Source organism: Ponticoccus litoralis (assembly GCF_039769985.1).
Classification (GTDB): Bacteria; Pseudomonadota; Alphaproteobacteria; order Rhodobacterales; family Rhodobacteraceae; genus Ponticoccus; species Ponticoccus litoralis.
Map to the genome: position 1 here is coordinate 26,061 of NZ_JBDNCH010000001.1, position 22,199 is coordinate 48,259.

A 22,199-nucleotide genomic window follows, 5' to 3' on the forward strand; every position below is an offset into this window, starting at 1 on the left:
AGGTATGACAGCATACCAATCCGGGTATCGCGTCCTGCAACCCGGCGCGGCTAGGGTCAGGTCGACCGGCAGACCGGAGGAGGAGGCCGCCATGTTTGACCAACCCGACCTGACGCATTGGCACCGCGACGTGCCCTCGCTTGGCGCAAGCGTCGTGACCCTGGGCGCCTTTGACGGTGTGCATTCCGGCCATCAGGCGCTGATCAACGGCGCGGTGAAAAGCGCCCGCGCCCTGGGCCTGCCCTCGGTGGTCTGCACCTTCGATCCGCCGCCCAAGGTCTTCTTCGGCAGGGCCGCGCAGCTTTGCCCCCTGTCGGTGAAGCTCGCCCGCATCTCGGCGCTCGGCCCCGACCACGTGGTGGTGCTGTCCTTCGACGAGGCGCTGCGCGGCCTGTCACCGGAGGCCTTCATGGCGCGGCTGACCCGTTTGCAGCCGCAAGAGATCCGCGTCGGCGGCGATTTCCGCTTTGGCGCGAAGCAGGCCGGCGACGTGTCCCTGCTGGCGCGCCGCTTCAACGTCCATGTCCAGTCGCCGGTGCGCTGCGCCGAAGGCGAAGTGATCTCCTCGACCCGGATCTGCGGCCTGCTGGAGCAGGGCCTCACCGCCGCCGCCGCAACGCTTCTGCGCCCCGGCTTCAGCCCGGAGACCCCCGCATGACCCAGCTTGACCCGCGCCAGCTTCGCGATGCCTGCGGCCTGTTCGGCACCGGCGTCAATGTCATCGCGACGCGCCCCGAGGGCGGCGATCACGGCATGACCGCCAATGCCTTCATGTCGATCTCGCTCGATCCGCCGCTGATCTCGATTTCCATCGGCGCGCGGGCGAAGATCCTGCCGCACCTGCAAGAGACCGGGCGCTTTTCGGTCAGCACCCTGGCCGAAGGCGCGGAGGCCCTGGCCCGGCACTTCGCGGGACGGCCTGCGGAAGGCCTGCCGAACCCCTTCGTGGATCTCGACAACCTGCCGGTGATCCGCGGCGCGCTGGCCGCCTATGCCTGCGACGTGGTGAACGAGGTGCAGGCGGGCGATCACACAATCTTCATCGGTCATGTGCGCCAGCTGGTCACCGATCCCGGTGCGCGACCGCTGATCTTCTACAAAGGCCGTTTCGGCGCCATCGCCGGGCAGGCGCCCGCCCCGGAACTCTGTGATCCGATCGCCGAGGCGATCTGGTAGCCCGAACATCAAAAGAATACGCCAAGGAGGAGCCCCATGCGAAACATTACACTCGAGAACATCACCGAAGCCGTCACCGGCGCGATGAAGCCCGATATCCCCGAGCGCAACCGCGAGATCATGACCGCCGCGCTGAAACACTTCCACGCCTTCGCCAAGGAGGTGAACCTGACCCATGGCGAATGGCTGGAAGGCTGCGAATGGATGCGCCGCGCGGGCGACATCTCCAGCGCCGCACGCAACGAGTTCATCCTGATCAGCGACATTCTGGGGATCGAGGTGCTTGTCGACATGCTGGACAACAAGGTGACGGACGGCGAAAGCGAAAGCACCGTTCTGGGGCCGTTCTACCGGGAAAATCCGCCGGTTCTGCCCAAGGGCGCCAGCATCATCCAGAAGGGCTTCGACAACCAGAAGACGCTGCGCGTTTCGGGCCGTGTCGTGGATACTGCGGGCACCCCCATCGAGGGCGTGCAGATCGACGTCTGGGAGGACGCGCCGAACGGGCTTTACGAACAGCAGGACCCGGATCAGCCGGACTTCAACCTGCGCGACCGGTTCCTGACCGACGCGGAGGGCTCTTACGAGTTCGTCGGCCTGCGCCCCGAGCCCTACCCGATCCCCTATGACGGCGCCGCCGGTGAATTGCTGAACTACATGGGCCATCACCCGATGCGCCCGGGGCACATCCATTTCATGATCTCCAAGCCCGGCTACAAGCCGCTGATCAGCCAGATCTACGACAGCGAGACCGAGTACCTCGACAATGACGCGGTCTTTGCCGTCAAGGAAAGCCTGATCGGCGAGATGAAGCCCGCCCCGGAAGGCGCCGATACCGACCTGGTCATGAGCTTCGACTTCCGGCTGAGGCCCGAGGCCGGGGCCCGGGCCGTGGCTGCCGAGTAACCCCTACCTTCCCCCTGCGGGCGCCCTTCGGGGCGTTCGCCCTGTCATCCGAAGGAGACGCCCATGGCGCATAATGCCGCCGAACTCATCGAAACGCCGCTCCTTGACGGTGACCTCCTGCGCCAGACCGCGATCCGTGAGATCCGCGCCCAGATCGTGACGCTTCCCAGCGTCCGCGCGCATCGGTTGTCGAATACCGAATTCTCTCACCGGGAGTTCGTGCTGGTGCGCGTGCGGCTGGCCAACGGCATCGAGGGGATCGGCGAGGCGGCGGTGCTGGGCGGACCGCGTTGGGCCGAGGAATCGGTGGAATCCATTCAGGCGGCGGTGACCCGCTACCTTGCCCCGGCCCTGCTGGACTGCCCCGCTGCCCGGCCCGCCGAGGCGGCGCTGCGCATGGCCAAGGCGGCCTTTCGCAACAACGCGGCCAAGGGCGCGGTCGAAACGGCGATCTACGATGCGCTCGCGCAGACGCTGGACGTGCCCCTGACCCTGCTGTTCGGCGGCGCGCTGCGCGACCGCGTGCCGGTGCTCTGGGCGCTGGCCTCGGGCGATGCCGAGCAGGAGGTCGAAGAGGCGCGCGCCAAGCTGGCCGCCCGGGAACACCGTGACTTCAAGATCAAGCTGGGCTTCGCAAGCCCCGAGGACGACCTGCGCCGCCTGCGGAGACTGCGCGACGAGGTGCCGGAGATGCGCCGCCTGATCGTCGACGTGAACCAGGCCTGGAGCGAGGCCGATTGCCGCCGCTTCCTGCCCGCCCTGCAGGAACTGCGGGTCGACCTGATCGAACAGCCGCTGCCCGGCGACGATTTCGAGGGCATGGCGCGGGTCGCGGCGCAAAGCCCGATCCCGCTGATGGTCGACGAGGCCGCCTTTACCCACCGCGAGATCACCCGCGCCGGAACCATGGGCTGCGGCAGCGTCTATTCGCTGAAACTGGTCAAGAGCGGCGGGCTAAGGGCGCTGACACAGGCGGCACGGGTCGCGGAAAGCAGCGGCATGGAGCTGTACGGCGGCTGCCTTCTGGAAGGCTCGATCGGGGCGGCGGCGCATCTGGCGGTCTTTGCCACCCTGCCCCGCCTGCCCCAGGGATGCGAGCATTTCGGCCCGCGCCTGCATGTCTCGGAAATCGTGAAAGACCCGCTTGTGATCGAGGATTTCCACCTGTGCGTGCCGCAGGGGCCGGGCCTCGGCGTGCATCTCGACGAAGACCGTTTGCGCGATGCCCTGCGACCCTCGTAGGGCTTGTCCGGCGCCGGCGGAGCGCGGAAGATGACCGAAGGGGGGACGGCGATGGACTTCAGGCGGTTGAGCTATTTCGTGGCCGTGGCCGAAGAGCTGCATTTTGGCCGCGCCGCGACGCGCCTTGGCATCGCCCAGCCGCCTCTCAGCCGTCAGATCGCGCAGCTCGAGGCCGGGCTGGGCGTGCTGCTGTTTGACCGCTCGCGCAGCCAGATCCGCCGCACCCGGGCCGGGGATGCCCTGCTCAAGCACGGTCGCAATATCCTCGATCAGGTCGAGCGTGCCGAAAGAGAGGTGCGCCGCATCGGAGAAGGCGCGGCGGGCCGCCTGCGCATCGCCTTTGTCGGCACCGCCAGCCACGGCGTCCTGCCCGAGTTGATCCGCGAGTTCCGCAATGCCTATCCCGACATCGAACTGGCGCTGTCGGCGATGAACAATGCCGAGCTGAAGACCGCCCTGATCGCGCGCCACATCGACGTGGCCATTGCCCGCCCGGCGCTGGAAGACGAAGAGATACGCTGTTTTCCGCTGCACGAGGAACCGCTGATCCTTGCCGTTCCGGTCGAATCCGATCTGGCGCGCGCCGAACGGCTTCGTCTGGCCGACCTGAAACGCGAGACCTTCGTGCTCTACCCGCGCCGTCCGCGTCCCAGCTTTGCCGACAACATTCTCGACCTGTGCAAGAAAGAAGGCTTCATCCCCGCCAAGGAGGTCTTGGCGCAGGACTTCCAGACCGCGATCTCGCTGGTCTCGGTCGGCGTGGGACTCGCGCTGGTGCCGCGCTCGGTGTCATTGTCGCCGCGTCACGGCGTGGTCTACCGTGACTACGACGGGCACAATCCGGGCACGACGATCTCCCTTGCCATGAGGCAGGACAACCAGGGGGTGCACTCGCAGAACTTTGCGTCTCTGGCCAAGAACTTTGCCCGCAGGTTGAAGAAGGACGGAAGGTGAGCGCCGGGACGGACCGACTCCACCCCGGCGCTGCCTGAGGCTGTGCTTTCAGGCCATGACCGCCTGCGGCAGGCCAAGTATGGCGCGGGTCTGGGCCGGGGTGGCCGCAGGTCGCCCGTGCCGGGCACAGAGCGCCGCCGCCCGCGACACCAGCGCCGCATTGGAGGGCGCCAGCGTGGTCCGGTCCAGCCGCACGTTGTCTTCCAGACCCGTGCGCACATGCCCCCCGGCCCGGATCGCCCAGTCGTTCAGCTCGATCTGGTGCCGTCCGATCCCGGCGGCGCACCACGGCGCATCCGGGCCGAACAGGCGGTGCATCGTCTGCACGTAATAGTCAAAGACCGCCCGGTCGGCAGGCATGGCGTTCTGCACGCCCATCACGAACTGCACGTAGGGCCGATCGCGCAGGCGACCGTCCTGCCACATGCGATGCGCCATCAGGATATGCGACAGGTCGAAGGCCTCGATTTCGGGGCGCACCCCATGCGCGGCCATCTCTGCCGCCAGCCAGTCGACCAGCGCGGGCGGGTTCTGATAGACCCGGGTGGGGAAATTGTTCGAACCTACCGACAGCGAGGCCATGTCCGGCCTCAGCGACACCATCCCGCCCCGCTCTTTGCCCGCCCCCGATCGGCCACCGGTCGAGAACTGGATCAGGATGTCCGGGCAATGCCTGCGCAGGCCTTCCAGCAGGCGCGCGAAACGCTCGGGGTCGGAACTTGGGCTGCCGTCGGGGTTGCGCACATGGGCGTGCACGATGCTGGCCCCCGCCTCATGGGCCGCCTGCGTGCTTTCCACCTGCTCTTCAACCGAGACAGGCACCGCCGGATTGTCGGATTTCTGCGGCAGCGAGCCGGTGATGGCCACGCAGATGATGCAGGGGCTGGTCATGCAGCCACCCCCTGCCCCGCCCTCATCCGCGCGAGGGCGTCGATGAAGAAGGGCCGGAACCCCTCGGGATGCTCGCTCATCGGGAAATGGCCCAGCTCATCCATGACCGCGCAGGTCGCCCCCGGGATCGCCGCGGCGGTGCGCTCCGTGTCTGCCGGTGTGCAGGTCAGGTCATAGGCGCCCACCAGCAGATGCACCGGGGTCCGGGTCGTGTCGATCCGATCCAGCCGTCCGATCAGGCTGTCGTCGCGGGTGTAAAAGCTCAGGTCGCCGCGAAAGACACCGGGGCCGCTGGCCATGAACATCCACAGCGTCGCCCAGCGATCACGCTCTGGCGCATGGGGCGAGATATTCGCCGAGACCAGCGCCGCCCCCATCTGCCCGCCATGCGCATCGGGCCGGTCGAACCAGTCGATGTCGTACCAGGCGGACTGGAAATCCGAAGCTTCGATGGCGATGAACCCGGAAAACCGATCCGGGTGCAGCGCCGCCAGCTGCAAGGCGATCCGTCCCCCCATGGAACAACCGGCGAGCACAGGCCGCTCCAGCCCGAGCGCCTCGCAGACCGCAAGAACCGTGGCGATATAGGTCTCGGTGGTCAGCAGGTACTCTTCGCGCTCGAAGCCCTCGGGCGGCAGCGACTTGCCGTGCCAGGGCAGGTCGAAGGCGATCAGCCGGTGGCCCTCGGTCACGGCGGCATCGTTCATCAGGTGCCGCCATTGCCGGGTATCCGCGCCCGCCGTGTGCAGGCACAGGACCGGGCGGCCCGCGCCCGCCTCTTCGAAATAGATCCGCTGCCTGCGGCCTTCGATCTCGACCGTCGCGTAGCGCCCGGTGATGGGTTCGATGCTCATGCCCGTGCCTCCCCACGCCCGAGGGCGAGAAATTCCTTGAAGAACCGCAGGTTCTTGACAAGGCTCAGGATATCGCCGTCGATGCGCGCCCGCTCGATCTTGACCAGGCCGAAGAGGTCATGGAACCCGGGCGCGGGCCGGGCCGTCCAGAAGGCCCGCAGCGCCTCGGCATCGGTCCTTATAGCGAAGCGCCAGGCGATCTTGCGGCTGGGTCCGGTTTCCACGCGGGCCAGTGCGCCCTTCTCGAAATGCAGGTAGTATTCCGCCTCGTCCACCTGCAGCAGGACCGTATCCGAGAAGAGCCGCCCCAGCCTGACAAGATGCGGGGTCCGGCCCAGCTCTTGCCGCATCGCTTCGATTGTTTCGAGCACATCAAACTCCCTGATTGGTCCGGCAGCATGATCGCTTCCGGAGGCGCGCCCGACAATGCTGCGCCCGGTATCGCGCGATACCGTGGCGTTTGCCCTTCGGGGGACCGGGGCGCTGTCTTGGCGATGAAGGCAGGGGACTTTCCGCGCGCGCCGCCCCCCGGCCCGGAGCACCCGCAAGACTTGCCGCCTGCCCCGGTGTCCGGTTCAGGCGCCCCCCCGTGACCGTCCGCTCACAGCGTCCGTTCACAGCGTCGGGGGCGGCCCCAAGGCCCAAGCCCCTGCCGCTCTCTGCCCCCTTTGCACGGCCCATGGCGACACGCCCCCTTTGGCCGAGGGCGTTTGACAGGGTCGCGGCGGCTTGCTAGCTAAAGCCCGAACCGTTGGGGTGCCTTGCAAAAGGCTGAGAGGCGCGGCTGCGCTAACCCATCGAACCTGATCCGGGCAATTCCGGCGGAGGGAACGGTCTTTGCGCAAGCTGGCAGTTTTCACACGCGGTGCCCCTTTGTAAGAGGCATCTGCCATGGCGCATATCGCACTGACGATCGCGGGGTCCGACAGCGGCGGCGGGGCTGGCATTCAGGCCGACCTGAAGGCGATGTCGGCGCTTGGGGTCTACGGCGCCTCGGTCCTCACCGCCGTCACCGCGCAGAACACCCGGGCCGTCACCGCCGTACACGGCATCCCGGTAGAGGTGATCGCGGCGCAGATCGCGGCGGTGCTGGGCGATCTCGATGTCCGGGCGATCAAGATCGGCATGCTGGCCCTGCCGGAGATCATTCACTGCGTGGCCGAAGGGCTGAAGGGCTACGCCGGTCCGGTGGTGCTGGACCCGGTGATGATCGCCAAATCGGGCGACGCGCTCTTGTCGCCCGAGGCGGTCGCGACCCTGACAGAGACCCTGTTGCCCCGCGCGCATCTGCTGACCCCCAACCTGCCCGAGGCGGCCCGCCTGCTTGGCCTTCCGGTCGCGCGCGGCAAGGACGAGATGATCGCACAGGGGCGCGCGCTTTGCGGGCTTGGCGCGCAGGCGGTGCTGATGAAGGGCGGCCATGCCGAGGGCGATCTCTGCCGCGATATTCTGGTCGCGCCGGATGGCGTGCTGGCCGAATACACGGCGCCGCGCATCCACACCGGGAACACCCATGGCACGGGCTGCACCCTGTCGTCTGCGATTGCCGCCGGTCTGGCCAAGGGGCTGGCGCTGACAGAGGCCGTGCAGGAGGCGCATGGCTATCTGCAAGCGGCCATTGCCGCCGCGGACCGGCTTGGGGTCGGCTCCGGCCACGGGCCGGTGCATCACTTCCACCCCTTCTGGCCCGCATCGGATAACCTGTGAAAACATGGTCGGTCATAGGCGCGGGCGTCGCGGGGCTGACCGTCGCGACCGAACTGGTCCGGCGCGGGGCCCGAGTGCAGATTTTCGACCCCGCCGGACCGCCGGGGCCGCATGGCTGTTCGTGGTGGGCGGGCGGCATGCTTGCGCCGTGGTGCGAATACGAGAACGCCGAAGAGCCGGTCCTGCGGCTGGGCCAGAAGGCCATCGGATGGTGGGCCGACAGGGTCGGGGTGGAGCGCCGGGGCACGCTGGTCGTGGCCGCGCGCCGCGACCTGCCCGACCTGCGCCGCTTTGCCCGGCGCACCGAGAATTTCGCAGAGGTCACTGCGGAAATCGCAGAGCTTGAGCCGGATTTGCCGGGCTTCCCGCAGGGCCTGTTTTTCGAGGCTGAGGCGCATCTGAACCCGCGCCCTGCGCTGGAGGCCCTGTTTGCCGCGCTGCGCGCACAGGGCGTGGCCTTCCACCAGACGACCGCGCCGGAGGGCCTGCAAGACGTGATCGATTGCCGGGGCCTCGCGGCGCGCGACCAGCTGACCGACCTGCGCGGGGTCAAGGGCGAGATGCTGATCATCCGCTGCCCGGGCGTGACTCTGACCCGTCCGGTCCGGCTGCTGCACCCCCGGATCCCGCTTTACGTCGTGCCCCGGGGCGACGGGGTCTACATGCTGGGCGCGACGATGATCGAGAGCGAGGACAGGGGCCGGATCACCGCCCGCTCGATGCTGGAACTGCTGAGCGCCGCCTACGCGCTGAACCCCGCCTTCGGCGAGGCCGAGGTGCTGGAAATCGGCGTCGATCTGCGCCCCGCCTTCCCCGACAACCTGCCGCGCATCCGCAGGCGCGGAGGCACGATCTTTGCCAATGGCCTCTACCGCCATGGCTACCTTCTGGCGCCCGCGCTGGCGCAGGGGGTCGCGGATCTTGCGCTGAACGACACACATTCGGAGTTGGTCGATGAAGATAGTGCTTAACGGAACACCGCGGGAGGTCGCGGCGGAAACGCTCGCGGATCTTCTGAGCGAATGCGGAATGTCCGGGCGCGTCGCCACGGCGGTGAACGAGGCCTTCGTGCCCGCCACCCTGCGCGCCGCGACGCCGCTGCACGACGGCGACCGCATCGAGGTCGTCGCGCCGATGCAGGGGGGCTGAGCATGAAGGCGTTCTACGGCACAGAGCTGCCCAACCCCCTGATGCTGGGCACGGCGCAATATCCCAGCCCCGCGATCCTGGCGCAGGCCTTTCGGGAAAGCGGCGCGGGGGTCGCGACCGTCTCGCTGCGCCGCGAGGGGGCGGGCGGCAGCGGGCAGGCCTTCTGGCAGATGATCCGTCACCTCGGCGTGCCTGTGCTGCCCAACACGGCGGGCTGCCACACGGTCAAGGAGGCGGTGACCACGGCGCAGATGGCGCGCGAGGTCTTTGACACACCGTGGATCAAGCTGGAACTGATCGGCCACACGGACAGCCTGCAGCCGGACGTCTTCCAACTGGTCGAGGCGGCCCGCATCCTGACGGAGGACGGCTTTCAGGTGTTCCCCTACACCACCGAAGACCTGATCGTCGCGGAACGGCTGCTGACCGCCGGGTGCGAGGTGCTGATGCCATGGGGCGCGCCCATCGGCTCGGGCCGGGGGCTCAACAACGAATACGCCCTGCGCACCATGCGGGCCGAGTTTCCCGAGGTGCCGCTGGTCATCGACGCGGGCATCGGCCTGCCCAGCCACGCCGCCCGGGCGATGGAACTGGGTTTCGACGCCGTGCTGCTGAACACCGCCGTGGCCCGCGCGGGTGATCCCGTGGCCATGGCCCGCGCCATGATGCGCGCGGTCGAGGCGGGGCAACTGGCACATCGGGCCGACCCCATCGATGCCCGGGACATGGCCGAGGCCTCGACCCCCGTAGTCGGAAAGGCCTTTCTGTCATGACGCTCGACCGCTTCTACCCGATCTTCGACAGCGCCGACTGGTTGCGGCGGATGCTGCCCCTCGGGGTGAAACTCGTCCAGCTGCGGATCAAGGACGCCGCGCCCGAAACCATCCGCGCCGAGATCGCCCTCTCGCGCGACCTCTGCCGCCAGCACGGCGCGGTTCTTGTGGTCAACGACCACTGGCAGGCGGCGCTGGATCTGGGCTGCGACTGGATCCATCTGGGGCAGGAGGATCTGGACGTGGCCGACCTGCCCGCCATCCGCAAGGCCGGGCTAAGGCTTGGGGTCTCGACCCATGACGACGACGAGTTGGAGCGGGTGCTGGCCATGGCGCCCGACTACGTGGCGCTCGGGCCGGTCTATCCGACCATCCTGAAGAAGATGAAATGGCACCAGCAGGGTCTGCCCGGGGTCACCGAGTGGAAAGCCCGCGTGGGGGACACCCCGCTGGTCGGGATCGGCGGTATGTCGGTCGAGCGCGCGCCGGGCGTCTTCGATGCCGGGGCGGACATCGTCTCTGTCGTCACCGACATCACCCTGAACGCCGACCCCGAGGCGCGGGTGCGCGCATGGCTGGCGGTCACGCGATGAGCCGATACACGCGGCAGACGATCCTTCCGCAGGTGGGCGAGACCGGGCAGCAGCGGCTGGCCCGCGCCCGCGTGCTGGTGGTGGGCGCGGGCGGGCTGGCCGCCTACGCGCTGCCGCTTCTGGCGGGGGCGGGCGTCGGCCATGTCACCGTGGTCGACGACGATACGGTCTCACTGTCGAACCTGCACCGGCAGACGCTGTTCACCGAAGACGATTGCGGGCAGCCGAAGGCCGAGGTGGCCGCAAACCGGTGCCGCGCCCTCAATGCGCAGATCACCGTCGAGGCGCGGTGCTGTCGCGTGACCCCGGCCAATGCGCCCGAGATGATCGCCTCGGCGGATCTGGTGCTGGACTGCGCCGACAGCTACGCCGTCAGCTACCTGCTCAGCGACCTCTGCCTTGCCCGGGGCACACCGCTGATCAGCGCCTCGGTGCTTGGACTTGGCGGCTATGTGGGCGGGTTCTGCGGCGGCGCCCCCTCGCTGCGCGCGGTCTTCCCCGATGCGCCGGAGAGCGGCGCAAGTTGCGCCAGCGCCGGTGTGCTGGGTCCGGTGGTGGGCGTGATCGGTGCCATGCAGGCGCAGATGGCGCTCGCCGTGCTGCTGGGGCTGGCCCCAACGCCGCTCGGGCAGCTGGTCAACCTCGACGCGCAGAGCCTTGCCACATCGGGCTTCCGCTTCGACGCGGCGCCCGAACCCGCGACGGGGTTTGCCTTTGTCGCCGTCTCTGATCTGACAACAGACGACCTGATCGTCGAGCTGCGCGGCCCCGACGAGGCACCGACACCACTGCACCCGGCGGCCCGGCGTCTGGGCCCTGACCAGATCACCGACACCGGCGCGCGCCGCCTTGCCCTGTGCTGCGGCACGGGCCTGCGGGCGTGGCGCGCCGCCGAAACCCTTCACCGGACATGGCCCGGCGAGATCGTGCTCGTCTCGGCCTCTGCTTGCTAAAAGGACACCCACACATGAAACGCCTTCTGATCCCTGCGGCCCTCTTGCTGGCCGCCTCTCCTGCGCTGGCGCAGGACAAGATGACCGTGCTGCTGGACTGGTTCGTGAACCCCGATCACGGCCCCATCATCATCGCCGAGGAAAACGGCTATTTCGCCGATGCGGGCCTTGAGGTCGAGGTGATCCCGCCCGCCGATCCCTCTGCCCCGCCGCGCCTCGTGGCCGCCGGGCAGGCGGATCTGGCGGTGTCGTACCAGCCGCAACTGCACCTGCAGATCCACGAGGGCCTGCCGCTGAAGCGCGTCGGCACCTTGGTCGCGACCCCGCTGAACTGCCTGCTGGTTCTGGCGGACGGGCCGATCGACACACCGGCGGACCTGAAGGGCAGGAAGGTCGGCTTTTCGGTCGGAGGCGTCGAAGAGGCGGTCCTCTCCACGGTTCTGGGCAAACACGGCGTCGCGTCCGATGACGTCGAGATGATCAACGTGAACTTCTCGCTCTCGCCCGCGCTGATGTCTGGGCAGGTCGATGCGGTGATCGGCGCCTTCCGGAACTTCGAGCTGAACCAGATGGAGATCGAAGGCGTCGAAGGCCGCTGCTTCTACATCGAGGAAGAGGGCGTGCCCTCCTACGACGAGCTGATCTATGTCGCCAACCCGGACCGCATGGACGCCGACCGGATCGCGCGCTTCCTCGAGGCGACGGAACGCGCCACGCAGTTCATCGTGAACCACCCCGAGGAAAGCTGGGAAATCTTCGCCGCCACCTCGGCAGAGCTTCAGGACGAGTTGAACGAAAAGGCGTGGATGGACACCCTGCCCCGCCTTGCCCTGCGCCCGGCGGCCTTCGACGCGGGCCGCTACGCCCGGTTTGAGGCCTTCCTGAAGGACAACGGCATGATCGACAGCCTGAACCCCGTCGAGGCCATCAGCATCGACGTGACCGCGCAATGAGCGGCTATGGCACGGCCTTCTCGCTGCTGCGGGCGCAGGCCGGGGACGCATGGCGGGACTATACCCGCCATGCCTTCGTCGAGGGTCTGAAGGACGGCACCCTGCCGCGCGCGGCCTTCCTGCACTACCTGCGGCAGGACTACGTCTTCCTGATCCACTTCTCCCGCGCATGGGCGCTGGCCGTGGTGAAGGCTGAGACGCATGACGAAATGCTGGCCGCCGTCGCCACGCTGAACGCGCTGGTGACCGACGAGTTGAAGCTGCATATCGGCATCTGCGAGGCGGCGGGCCTGTCGCAGGCCGAGGTCTTCGCGACGAAAGAGCGGCCCGAAAACCTCGCCTACACGCGCTTCGTGCTCGAAGCCGGGTACAGCGGTGACCTGCTGGACCTGCTGGCGGCGCTGGCCCCATGCGTGATGGGCTATGGCGAGATCGGCACGCGACTGGCGGCCGAGACGACCTCGGACAGCTACGCCGATTGGATCGCCACCTATGCCGGCGCCGAGTATCAAGAGGCCTGCCGGGCCGCGGGCACCCTGCTGGACGCGGCGCTGATCCACCGTCTGGGCGCCGATTACGCATCCTCTCCGCGATGGGACCGGCTGTGCCGGACCTTCCGCACGGCAACGGAACTGGAAGCCGGTTTCTGGCAGATGGGTCTGACGCCGTGACAACGGCCCCCGGCATTACCCTGCAGGGGCATGCCTCGGTCAGGGGCGCGCCGCTCTTTGCGCCCCTGACCCTGTCCCTGCCCGCCGGGGAATGGACCTGCCTGCTGGGCGGATCGGGCGTGGGCAAGTCCACCCTGCTGCGCCTGATCGCGGGGCTGGACACCGGCGCCGCTTTCGACGGCACGATCACCGCCAGCGACAGTGGCGCCGTGGCGGCGCGCACGGCCTACATGGCGCAGGACGACCTGCTGTTGCCACTGGGCCACGGTGCGCCGCAACGTCCAGCTGGGCGCCCGCCTGCGCAAAGAGCAACCGGACCATGCCCGCACGGGCCGCATCCTGCACCGCGTCGGCCTGAGCGATCATGCCGACAAGAAGCCCCCTGCCCTGTCCGGCGGACAGCGCCAGCGGGTCGCCCTTGCCCGCACGCTGATGGAGGACAAGCCCATCGTCCTGCTGGACGAGCCCTTCTCGGCGCTCGACGCCCAGACCCGGGCCGCGATGCAGGAACTGGCCGTCGAGGTCTTGCGCGGCAAGACCGTGCTGATCGTGACCCACGACCCCGCCGAGGCGGCGCGTCTGGGGCAATCCATCCGCGTGCTCAGCCATGCGGGCCTGAGGGCCCTGCCCCACCCCGCCTCTGACGTCCCGCGGCCCTTCGACGATCTGGAAACCCTTGCATGTCAGGCCGCGCTCCTGTCCGAGCTGCGCGAAGGCGCGCCATGAAGGCCCTTCCCGCTGTCGTCGCCTCCCTCTTCGCTCTCGCGCTCTGGCAGGCCATCGTCACCGTCACCGGGTTGCCGAAGTTCATCCTGCCCGGCCCCCTTCAGGTGGCGGAAACATGGTGGCACAACCGCGCCCTGATCGCGGAACACACGCTGGTGACCGCGCTCGAGGTGATCCTCGGGCTGGGGATCGGCGCGGCGCTGGGGATCGCCACGGCCCTGCATCTGGCCGCCTCGCGCACCGCGCGGGTGCTGATCCGTCCGATCCTCGTCTTCACGCAGGCGCTGCCGGTCTTTGCCCTTGCCCCCATCCTGACGCTTTGGCTGGGGTTCGGGCTGTGGTCCAAGGTCTTCATGGCGGTGCTGATCATCTATTTCCCCGTCACATCCGCCTTTTTCGACGGCTTGATGCGCACGCCCAAGGGGTACCTCGACCTGGCGCGCACGATGCAGGCCAGCCCCTCGCGCATCCTCTGGCATATCCGCGTTCCCGCGGCCCTGCCCTCGCTGGCCTCGGGCCTGCGACTGGCCGCCGTCTATGCGCCCATCGGCGCCGTGATCGGGGAATGGGTCGGCGCGTCGCGGGGCCTTGGCTACATGATGCTGCTGGCGAATGGCCGCGCCAAGACCGACCTCATGTTCGCGGCAATGCTGACGCTGGGGCTTTTCGCCATCCTGCTGCATGTGGCGATCGTCCGGCTGACAAGACCGCTTGTGCCGGAAGAGGCCAATGGCGCCCGAACCCGACAGGCCGCGCCCGGCACCGGACCGTAACACCCCCGGGCGCCACCGGGCGCTCTGACCGGATTTCCGGCACCGGCCCTGTCAGGGCCGAACCCTCTGGCGGATCTGGCGGCAGGGGCCGCGCCCCGCAGCGCCTGCGCTGCCCTTGTCAGAAGGCCTGTCCCATGATCGACCGCGCCGCGCTCGGGTCGCTTCGCGAGCCCCGGGCAATGCCGCGTTGTCACCGCCTCACCGAAACGTGACTCCGAACCGCCCGGAATCCGTGCCGCTGGGGCGTGTAATCTGAACCGTTCGGTTTACTTATCAGCCCAAAGCAATCCCGGGCGAAGGAAACCCACATCATGGCCATGACCGGCAAACAGCTCTTCACCACGCTTGACGCGGACGGCACACTGACCGTCGCGCTTGAAGACGTCACCGTCGCGGACCCGACCGGCAATCAGGTGCTGGTGAAAATGGAAGCCGCCCCGATCAACCCCTCCGACCTGGTCATTCTGGTTGGCGGCGCCGACATGGAGACCGCCGACTACAGCCCCGGCAAATTCGTGGCGAAGATGCCCGAGCCGGTCAATGCCGCGTCCAGCGCACGGCACGGGCTGAAGCTGCCCGCCGGCAACGAGGGCGCGGGCACGGTCATCGCCGCCGGCGACAGCGCGGCGGCGCAGGCGCTGCTGGGACAGCGCGTGGCCTGCGTGCCGGGCAATGCCTACAGCCAGTATTGCCTTGCCGATGCAGCCATGTGCCTGCCCTCGGGCGACCATACGGCAGAGGAAGGGGCAAGCGCCTTCGTCAACCCGATGACCGCGCTCGGCTTTGTCGAGAACGCCCGGGCGGACGGTCAAAAGGCCATCCTGCACACGGTCGGCGCCTCGAACCTCGGCCAGATGCTGACGCGGATCTGCAAGGAAGACGGCCTCGATCTCGTCAACATCGTGCGCAAGAGCGAACAGGCCGATCTGCTGCGCGCGATCGGGGCAGAGCATGTGGTCGACCAGTCGCGCGACGACTTCATGGAGCGCCTGACCGATGCCATCCGGGACACCGGGGCCTTCTACGGCTTCGACCCCGTCGGCGGCGGCACGCTGGTCGACACCGCCTTCAAGGCCATGGAACGGGTGGCCGTCGAACGGATGAGCGAATACTCCCGCTACGGTTCGGACCAGCCGAAGCGCATGTTCATCTACGGCCTCCTCGACACCGGCCCGACCACGCTGACGCCCAGCTACGGCTTTGGCTGGACGCTGTCCGGCTGGCTGCTGTTGCCCTTCCTGCAGTCCGCCGGTCAGGAAACCCTGGCCCGGATGCGCCAGCGCGTGCGCGACAATCTCACCACCACCTTCGCCAGCCACTACAAGACGCGGGTCACGCTGGAGCAGATGCTGACCAAGGAGGCCGTGATGGACTACCGGCAGATGCGGACCGGCGAGAAGTACCTGGTGACGCCCTGGGCCTGAGGCGGGATCGCACGGCCCCCCGCACCGGGCGGGAAGCGCCTTCGAAGGCGCTTTCAAAAGACCCTTCGAAGGGCCTTCCCCGGCGCGCGCCGGGACGGGGGCGGCGCCCGCAGCCTCCCCCGATTGCGGGGCGCCGCCTACGGGACGCGATCGGCGCTGGATGACTCCGCCGCCGTTTCGCGGCAATGGATGCCCAGCATGACCAGCGCGGGCCACAGCAGATAGGCCTCGATCTCGACATTCTCGCCGAAGGTCAGCAGCACGATCACCATACACAGGCCAAGCGGCAGGCGCCCGCGCGGCCCTCGCGCGGCATCGACCATCGCGACGGCGGTCTGCCAGACCAGAGGCACCAGCAGCGCGGCAAAGCCGACGACCCCCTTCACGAAGAGCAGGCCGTACCACGTATGGTGGCTGCCGATGGGCATGTATTCGACGATATGGGGGCCCGGCTCGACCCGGCCATGGCCGAACCAGTAGGCCTCTGACTGCCAGCGGTCCGAGGCGATCCGCTGCAGCGTCGCGCGCACCCGGGTGCTGTCGGCGCGCGCCGACTTGAAGGCATCCACCCCGGCCAGGATGTTGCGGCCCAGTGCCTCGCCGATCACCGCCATGGAGGCCGCCAGCGCCGCCAGTGCCGACCATGCCCAGCCCCTCAGGATCAGCGGCATGAGGCGCGGCCCGACGGTGCAGGCCACCAGACCGACAAGACCCATGCGGGATTTCGAGGCGAGAATCATCAGGACGCCCGCCGCCACGCCCGCCGCCATCCAGCGCCGGTCGCGGTCCTCCTGCGCGAAGAGCACCATGGTCACGCCCAGCAGGGCCGCAAAGGGCGACCACGGCGCGTAGAACTGCCAGCGCGGTGTCCAGGACGCCGGGTCGAAGGTGAAGAAATAGACCGAGAAATACTCTGGCCCCGGACCGCCCACGGCCTTCAGGGGCGAGGTCCAGATGCGTTCGGGCAGGCCGATGTAGGGGGCAACCAGCAGCACCGGGGCGATGCAGAGCGTCCAGAGGCCAAGGCGGCATTGCGCCCGGACCAGCGTTTCCCGCCGGATCGGCAGAACCGCGCCCGCAAGCGGAAACAGCGCCATGAGCGCCCAGCCCTTGGCCCAGCCGATGGAGGATTTGATCGACTGCTTCAGGCCAAGATCCCAGTTCAGATGCCCGGCCCAGAGCGCAACCAGCATGACGATCATGCCGAGACACCAGCACAGGACAAGCGGCGGCACCGGGCCGGTGGCGCGCAGGTCCGGGCGGATCGCCGGTCCAAGGTAAAGCGCCAGCGCCACGAGCCCGGCAAGCCACCACGCAAGCACCGGCCCGACCACGTAGAGCGCGCCAAGCGCATAGAACGGCCAGGTCCAGGTGATGGCGCGGCGGACCAGCCGCTCCGGCAGAGTCTCAGGCCGGGTCACGACGCTCTCCCGCGCCACGGGTCAGGCCGGTGATGATCGCCCGGCGCAACCATCCCAGCGCCAGCGCCAGGCCAAGCATGAGCGAGGCGGCGATGCCGACCGCCAGCGACAGCTTGAGGTTCGGCGAAGACGGCCGGTCCGGCATGGTCGGATCCTCCAGCACCTGCACGAGGGGATAAGAGGCATAGACGTCCGTCCGCTGCGACTGGCTGCGCGCGATCGCCGAGGCAAAGACCGCTTCGGCCACGTCGAGATCGCGTTGCAGGTCATCGAGGCGGGTCGCCAGCGGGGCCAGCCTTTTCAGCCGGGCGGTTTCGCCCTCGTGCTGTTCCCGCAGCGTGGCCAGCTGCGCGGCAAGGCCCGCCCGCGCCGCCTCTTGCCGGACCAGGTCCGTCAGCAGCGCGCCGCGCCCGTCCGCCTCGGTGCGCTCGGGCACAATGGGGCTGCCGGTCAGATCCTCGGCGCGCGCCGCGACCTTGCGCCCGGCATCGCGATGGGTCGCGGCGGCGGCCTCGACTTCGGGGTGTCTTGGCCCGTAGCGGGCTTCGGCGTCGGACAGCACGGAGGCGGCCTCTGCCATGGTCTGCATCAGCGCGCGATAGGTCTGGTCGCCGTTCAGGCGCAGGATCAGCGCCGCCCCGTCGGCCCCGGTGCCCAGCCGGGCCTCCATCCCGGCCACGGTGCTCTGCGCCATCTGCAATTCCGCCTGAAGAACCGCGATCCGCTGGGCGAGGCCGTCGGCCTCATCCACAAGGCGCTCGAATTGCTCGGCGGAATGCAGGCCGGTCTCGGCGCGCAGGGCATCGATGTCGGCGCGCGTGCGCGCGACCGAGTCGCGATAGTCGCGGATCGCGTCCAGCCCGCCGGTTTCCCGTGCATCCTGCTCGTCGCTGCGCAGGCGGTCGATCTCTTCCATGAAGGCCTCCAGCAGGGCCTGAAGGCGGCGCTGCACCGCCGCGGCGTCTGCGGCGGTCATCTGCACGTGGATGAAGGCGGTCTGATCGACCAGCTTGACCTTGGGCCGCCCGAAGTCGCGGTCGGACAGGCCGACCCGCGCCGCCGCGTCGCGCAGGACGCGGTCGGCGGTCAGCAGGCGCTTGTAGGTTTCGGTCGGGCTGATGGCACTGCTGGCGAAGGCCGAATTCGCATGGGTCGAGGCCTGCCCGATATTCGCGAGGTTGACCGAGGACGAGGCCCCGGACCCCGGCAGGATCAGCGACATCGCGCTGTCATAGACCGGCGGTGCGGTCATCAGGTAGCCGGTGATCGGCCCCCAGATCGCGCCCAGCCCGGCAAAGGCCAGAAGCAGGTAGCGCGGCAGCCGCCCGGCATCGGACAGGCGCCCGCCACGCAGGATGCGCCCCGCCGTGGGACGCGCCCGCCACAGGGCGACACTCGGGAAACTGCGTCGGGGCAGAACGGGATCGGTGGCAACTGACATCCGGCAAACTCCTTTGCGGATGTCTTACCCCGACGGCCCGTCCGGCTCAGCCGCGCGTCAGGCGGGTTGCGCGGCGTCTTTGGCCCCGCGCCTACCCCATCGGATAGGGTTCAGAACAGCTTTTCCTCGCGCGCTATGATCGCCGCCTGCGTGCGGTTGTTGACCTCGAGCTTGCGGTAGAGCGTCTTCATGTGCAGCTTGATCGTCGGCTCCGTCAGGTCGAGATCGCGCGCGATCTCCTTGTTGGACTTGCCCTCTGACAGGCCCTCAAGCACCTGCAACTCGCGCGGGGTCAGCTTGTCGACCAGGGGATGCGTCTCGGCCTTCTCCGGTGCGGTCATGAAGTCGATGGGCGCATATTGCTCGCCCATGGCCATGAAGCGCACCGCGTTGACCAGCGATTTCGCGGGCAGCGTCTTGGGCACGAAACCCGCCGCGCCGACGGACAGCGCCTCTTCGGCGATCTCGCGCGTCGCCTGCCCCGAGATCAGGGCGACACGCTGCCCGCCCTGCAGGGTCAGGGCCCGCCGGAGACCGTCCAGCCCGTCCATGCCGGGCATCTTGTAGTCGAGCAGGACCAGATCGTAGGGCGCGTCCTCCTCGATGCGGCGCACCGCCTCGTCGAAGGTGGCCGCGCTGCCAAGTTCGATGCCCTCCTCGGCACCGAGAAAGGCGATCAGCGTGTCGCGCAGCAGGTCATGGTCGTCGGCAATCAGAACTCTCATCAATCGTCTTCCGGTCATCGGCTGTGAAGCGGTGGGCGGGTGGTCAACCAAGAAGGGATAGCGCAGGCCGGCAATCCCGCTAAGGGGCATTCGCGTCACCTGTCTATCCCTTTGGAGTAGCCTTGCCAATTCCGGATGGGGCGAAACGCCGTGGGGAGGATCCTGCGGCGCTTTGGCGTCCCCTTCGACCCGCAAGCCCGCTGCGCCCATCCGGGCGCGGAATTGCCCGCGAAGGGCGGCTCGGCTCTTTTCGGGGAAACCCTGCCCACCGTCGAAAGGTCCCTGCCATGATCCCAATCCATGCCGCCCGTTTCCTTGAAACCTGCGAACCCGCCACGGCCCTGCCCACCCGGACGGTGCTGGGCCTGCCGCTGGCCGATACCGGCGCCCCCGAGGTCATCGCGCGCCTGCTGAACGGCGAGCGGCACAGCGTGTTCTTCCTGAACGCGCATTGCGCCAACCTGCGCGAAGCCGACCGGCGCTATCGCGACGCCCTTGCCCGGGCCAGCTGCATTCTGCCCGACGGCATCGGCGTGGAGCTGGCCGCGCGGATGACCGGCAGCCTTCCGACCGTGAACCTGAACGGCACGGATTTCACGCCGAAGCTGTTGCAGCAGGCCCGCGAGCGGGGCCTTTCGGTGTTCCTCTTCGGTGCGGCGCCCGGCACGGCAGAGCGTGCGGCGCGGCGGCTGGCCCGAGGACATTCCCGGCCTGCGCATCGCCGGCACGCGGGACGGGTACGACGGGGCGCAGGATACGGACGAGGCGATTGCGCGGATCAACGCCTCGGGCGCCGATATCGTGCTCGTCGCCATGGGCGTCCCCGGGCAGGAACTGTGGATCGACGCGCACCGCCAACAGCTGGACGCGAAACTCGTCATGGGGGTCGGCGCCCTCTTCGACTTTCTCGCCGGAAACGTCGCGCGGGCGCCGCTCTGGCTGCGGCAGGCCAAAATGGAATGGCTCTGGCGGCTGTTGCAGGAACCGCGCCGCATGGCCCGGCGCTACCTGTTGGGAAACGTGACCTTCATGGTGCGGGCGGCCCGTCATGCGATGCAGCAATCCCGCCCCGAGATGCGCGCCAAACGGACCTTCGACCTGGTGGGAAGCGCCGCGCTGATCACGCTGATTGCGCCGCTGCTGATCCTGATCGCCCTGCTGATCCGCCTCGACAGCCCCGGTCCGGCCCTGTTCCGGCAGGTCCGTGTCGGACGCGACGGGCGGCCCTTCACCATCCTGAAGTTCCGCAGCATGTACCGGGACGCCGAGGCCCGGCTGGCCGAGGTCCGCGCGCAGTCGGATCGCGACGGGCTGTGCTTCAAGGCGCGGCAGGATCCCCGGGTGACGCGCATGGGGCGGATCCTGCGGCGCACCTCTCTGGACGAGCTGCCGCAGATCCTCAACGTGCTGTTCGGGCAGATGTCCCTTGTCGGGCCGCGTCCCGCCCTGCCCTCCGAGGTCGCAGCCTACCCGGCGGCGGCGCTGGAACGGCTCTCCGTGCGCCCCGGCATCACCGGGCTCTGGCAGGTGGCCGGGCGTGCGGACATCGGCTTTGACAAGATGGTGGACATGGATGTGGCCTATGTCCGCTCCCGCGGCCTGATCGTCGACCTGCTGATCCTCGCCATGACGGCGCGGGCCGTCGTCAGCGGACGCGGCGCCTACTGAACCCTCTTACCGGCGTATCCTATCCGAATGGATAGGCGTCCGATCCCGAAGTCCCGGTGACCGTCTTGGCAGCGCCGTGGCAAAATCGCATCATGCATCAAGGAGTCCCGCCCATGTTCCGAATTGCTCGTTTCTTTGCCCTCTTCCTGTCTCTCTCCGGCTTCGCGGCCCGGGCCGAGGTACAGACACTGCCCGCGCCCGAAGGCCCGGTGCTGCTGACGATCTTCGGCAATATCGCCGTGACCAATGTCGACGAGACGGCGCAGTTCGACCTCGAAATGCTTCAGGCACTTGGAGAGACGGATATCGTCACCGACACGATCTGGACCTCGGGGTCCCACCGCTTCACCGGCGTCCTGCTTGAAACCCTGCTGGCGGCTGTGGGGGCAGAGGGCGCGGAGGTATCCGCCACCGCGATCAACGATTACACCGTCGAGATCCCCCGCTCGGACGCAACCGAAGACGGGCCGATCATCGCCTATGCCATGGACGGCAAACCCATGTCGCGCCGGGACAAGGGGCCGCTGTGGGTGATCTATCCCTACGCATCCGACCCGAAATACAGGACAGAGGTGATCTATGCGCGCAGCATCTGGCAACTCGACCGTCTGACCCTGGACGAATGACGGAACGGGACGGTGGGCGCCCGGCCTCCGAGGGCATGCGCATCTCTTTGGCCGCCGCCCTGCTCGCCGCCATCGTGGCGGCGGGCTTTCTGGTTTTCGAGGTGCTGCGCGAGTTCCGCCTGCTCAGCACGGCCAGCTCCGACAACACCCATTGGGTTCTGTCCCAGACCGAGGTCGAGTTTCTCGAATTCCGCTCGGCGCTGATCGCCGCGCGGCACCCCGAGGCCGGAGAGGACGAGCTCGACCAAGTCGTGATCGAATTCGATGTCTTCTACAGTCGCATGACCACGCTCGGCACGGGGCAGCTTTACACCGAGTTGCGGACGATACCGGGATTCGCGGACCCCGTGGCGGACATCCGCGCCCGGCTCGATGCGATGATCCCCGTCATCGACGGCCCCCGGGACGATCTGGCCACCGCCCTGCCCCGCCTGTTGGCGGAGGCGGATACCATGCGCCTGCCGCTGCGGGGTCTGGCGACGACGGGTCTGCAGTACTTTGCGGCAAGTTCGGACGAAAGCCGCACCTCGGTCGCCGATACCCTGATGCGGCTGGCGGTGCTGACCGCGACGA

At 68.4% G+C, this 22,199-nt stretch carries 23 protein-coding genes, 2 pseudogenes and 1 riboswitch; of the genes and pseudogenes, 19 read left to right on the plus strand and 6 right to left on the minus strand.

Going from position 1 to position 22,199, the window contains the following annotated elements; genetic code table 11:
• The first annotated feature begins 91 nt into the window (after positions 1–91).
• The 5 genes from ABFB10_RS00110 to ABFB10_RS00130 all read left to right on the plus strand — a co-directional run bounded on the left by ABFB10_RS00110 (position 92) and on the right by ABFB10_RS00130 (position 4,278).
• Positions 92–658 carry an FAD synthetase family protein gene (locus ABFB10_RS00110; RefSeq protein WP_347164818.1) on the plus strand — a complete coding sequence of 189 codons (567 nt, stop codon included), beginning with the start codon at positions 92–94 and terminating at the stop codon, positions 656–658.
• Entirely contained in the window at positions 655–1,176 is a 522-nt protein-coding gene (locus ABFB10_RS00115; RefSeq protein WP_347164819.1) for a flavin reductase family protein, read from the plus strand. The genes ABFB10_RS00110 and ABFB10_RS00115 overlap by 4 nt, the downstream gene beginning before the upstream one ends.
• Before the next feature lie 36 nt (positions 1,177–1,212).
• Entirely contained in the window at positions 1,213–2,082 is an 870-nt protein-coding gene (locus ABFB10_RS00120; RefSeq protein WP_347164820.1) for a dioxygenase family protein, read from the plus strand.
• 63 nt (positions 2,083–2,145) lie between these two features.
• A complete protein-coding gene (locus ABFB10_RS00125; protein ID WP_347164821.1) occupies positions 2,146–3,324 on the plus strand; it encodes a muconate/chloromuconate family cycloisomerase in 1,179 nt (392 codons plus the stop codon).
• A 30-nt stretch (positions 3,325–3,354) separates the two neighbouring features.
• On the plus strand, positions 3,355–4,278 hold the full coding sequence (locus tag ABFB10_RS00130) for a LysR substrate-binding domain-containing protein (RefSeq protein WP_347164822.1): 924 nt from the start codon (positions 3,355–3,357) through the stop codon (positions 4,276–4,278).
• Between the two features lie 48 nt (positions 4,279–4,326).
• Here the strand turns inward: ABFB10_RS00130 and ABFB10_RS00135 are convergent, their stop codons facing one another.
• From ABFB10_RS00135 to ABFB10_RS00145, 3 genes are read right to left on the minus strand one after another with little or no spacing between them, the layout of a single operon-like run.
• On the minus strand, positions 4,327–5,169 hold the full coding sequence (locus ABFB10_RS00135; protein WP_347164823.1) for a 3-oxoadipate:acetyl-CoA acetyltransferase: 843 nt from the start codon (positions 5,167–5,169) through the stop codon (positions 4,327–4,329).
• Positions 5,166–6,023, minus strand: coding sequence for an alpha/beta fold hydrolase (locus ABFB10_RS00140; RefSeq protein WP_347164824.1), 858 nt, complete (start codon positions 6,021–6,023; stop codon positions 5,166–5,168). Before ABFB10_RS00140 ends, ABFB10_RS00135 begins: the two co-directional genes overlap by 4 nt.
• A complete protein-coding gene (locus ABFB10_RS00145) occupies positions 6,020–6,394 on the minus strand; it encodes a hypothetical protein (protein ID WP_347164825.1) in 375 nt (124 codons plus the stop codon). The genes ABFB10_RS00140 and ABFB10_RS00145 overlap by 4 nt, the downstream gene beginning before the upstream one ends.
• A 371-nt stretch (positions 6,395–6,765) precedes the next feature.
• Positions 6,766–6,870: riboswitch (TPP riboswitch) on the plus strand.
• Between the two features lie 44 nt (positions 6,871–6,914).
• Between ABFB10_RS00145 and thiD the strand changes: the two genes are divergently transcribed.
• The 11 genes and pseudogenes from thiD to ABFB10_RS00200 all read left to right on the plus strand — a co-directional run bounded on the left by thiD (position 6,915) and on the right by ABFB10_RS00200 (position 15,745).
• Positions 6,915–7,730, plus strand: a complete 816-nt coding sequence (gene thiD, locus ABFB10_RS00150; RefSeq protein ID WP_347164826.1) for a bifunctional hydroxymethylpyrimidine kinase/phosphomethylpyrimidine kinase — start codon at positions 6,915–6,917, stop codon at positions 7,728–7,730.
• Entirely contained in the window at positions 7,727–8,701 is a 975-nt protein-coding gene (locus tag ABFB10_RS00155; protein WP_347164827.1) for an FAD-dependent oxidoreductase, read from the plus strand. The genes thiD and ABFB10_RS00155 overlap by 4 nt, the downstream gene beginning before the upstream one ends.
• The gene (gene thiS, locus ABFB10_RS00160) at positions 8,685–8,879 is read left to right on the plus strand and encodes a sulfur carrier protein ThiS (RefSeq protein ID WP_347164828.1); all 195 of its coding nucleotides are present in this window, start codon (positions 8,685–8,687) and stop codon (positions 8,877–8,879) included. Before ABFB10_RS00155 ends, thiS begins: the two co-directional genes overlap by 17 nt.
• Before the next feature lie 2 nt (positions 8,880–8,881).
• Positions 8,882–9,652 carry a thiazole synthase gene (locus ABFB10_RS00165; RefSeq protein ID WP_347164829.1) on the plus strand — a complete coding sequence of 257 codons (771 nt, stop codon included), beginning with the start codon at positions 8,882–8,884 and terminating at the stop codon, positions 9,650–9,652.
• Positions 9,649–10,245, plus strand: a complete 597-nt coding sequence (locus ABFB10_RS00170; RefSeq protein WP_347164830.1) for a thiamine phosphate synthase — start codon at positions 9,649–9,651, stop codon at positions 10,243–10,245. The genes ABFB10_RS00165 and ABFB10_RS00170 overlap by 4 nt, the downstream gene beginning before the upstream one ends.
• Complete coding sequence (locus ABFB10_RS00175; protein ID WP_347164831.1) at positions 10,242–11,198, plus strand: HesA/MoeB/ThiF family protein; 957 nt, start codon at positions 10,242–10,244, stop codon at positions 11,196–11,198. The genes ABFB10_RS00170 and ABFB10_RS00175 overlap by 4 nt, the downstream gene beginning before the upstream one ends.
• Before the next feature lie 14 nt (positions 11,199–11,212).
• Entirely contained in the window at positions 11,213–12,151 is a 939-nt protein-coding gene (locus ABFB10_RS00180; protein ID WP_347164832.1) for an ABC transporter substrate-binding protein, read from the plus strand.
• On the plus strand, positions 12,148–12,822 hold the full coding sequence (gene tenA / locus ABFB10_RS00185; protein ID WP_347164833.1) for a thiaminase II: 675 nt from the start codon (positions 12,148–12,150) through the stop codon (positions 12,820–12,822). The genes ABFB10_RS00180 and tenA overlap by 4 nt, the downstream gene beginning before the upstream one ends.
• Positions 12,819–13,548, plus strand: a pseudogene (locus ABFB10_RS00190) (ABC transporter ATP-binding protein). The gene tenA and the pseudogene ABFB10_RS00190 overlap by 4 nt, the downstream one beginning before the upstream one ends.
• Positions 13,545–14,321 carry an ABC transporter permease gene (locus tag ABFB10_RS00195; RefSeq protein WP_347164834.1) on the plus strand — a complete coding sequence of 259 codons (777 nt, stop codon included), beginning with the start codon at positions 13,545–13,547 and terminating at the stop codon, positions 14,319–14,321. The pseudogene ABFB10_RS00190 and the gene ABFB10_RS00195 overlap by 4 nt, the downstream one beginning before the upstream one ends.
• A gap of 311 nt (positions 14,322–14,632) precedes the next feature.
• Positions 14,633–15,745 (plus strand): zinc-binding dehydrogenase, encoded by a 1,113-nt coding sequence (locus tag ABFB10_RS00200; RefSeq protein ID WP_347164835.1) that lies wholly within the window; start codon positions 14,633–14,635, stop codon positions 15,743–15,745.
• 137 nt (positions 15,746–15,882) lie between these two features.
• Here ABFB10_RS00200 and ABFB10_RS00205 read toward each other — a convergent pair whose 3' ends face one another.
• The 3 genes from ABFB10_RS00205 to ABFB10_RS00215 form a co-directional block, all read right to left on the minus strand.
• Complete coding sequence (locus ABFB10_RS00205; RefSeq protein WP_347164836.1) at positions 15,883–17,166, minus strand: O-antigen ligase domain-containing protein; 1,284 nt, start codon at positions 17,164–17,166, stop codon at positions 15,883–15,885.
• Positions 17,153–18,607, minus strand: a complete 1,455-nt coding sequence (locus ABFB10_RS00210; RefSeq protein ID WP_347164837.1) for a GumC family protein — start codon at positions 18,605–18,607, stop codon at positions 17,153–17,155. Before ABFB10_RS00210 ends, ABFB10_RS00205 begins: the two co-directional genes overlap by 14 nt.
• Positions 18,608–18,717: 110 nt before the next feature.
• A complete protein-coding gene (locus tag ABFB10_RS00215; protein WP_347164838.1) occupies positions 18,718–19,332 on the minus strand; it encodes a response regulator transcription factor in 615 nt (204 codons plus the stop codon).
• Between the two features lie 287 nt (positions 19,333–19,619).
• Between ABFB10_RS00215 and ABFB10_RS24470 the strand changes: the two are divergent.
• The 3 genes and pseudogenes from ABFB10_RS24470 to ABFB10_RS00230 all read left to right on the plus strand — a co-directional run.
• Positions 19,620–19,967: pseudogene (locus ABFB10_RS24470) on the plus strand (WecB/TagA/CpsF family glycosyltransferase); the annotation flags it as partial.
• A gap of 40 nt (positions 19,968–20,007) precedes the next feature.
• Entirely contained in the window at positions 20,008–21,000 is a 993-nt protein-coding gene (locus ABFB10_RS00225) for a sugar transferase (protein WP_347164839.1), read from the plus strand.
• A 113-nt stretch (positions 21,001–21,113) separates the two neighbouring features.
• The gene (locus ABFB10_RS00230; protein ID WP_347164840.1) at positions 21,114–21,626 is read left to right on the plus strand and encodes a putative pterin-binding protein; all 513 of its coding nucleotides are present in this window, start codon (positions 21,114–21,116) and stop codon (positions 21,624–21,626) included.
• The last annotated feature ends 573 nt before the right edge of the window (positions 21,627–22,199 follow it).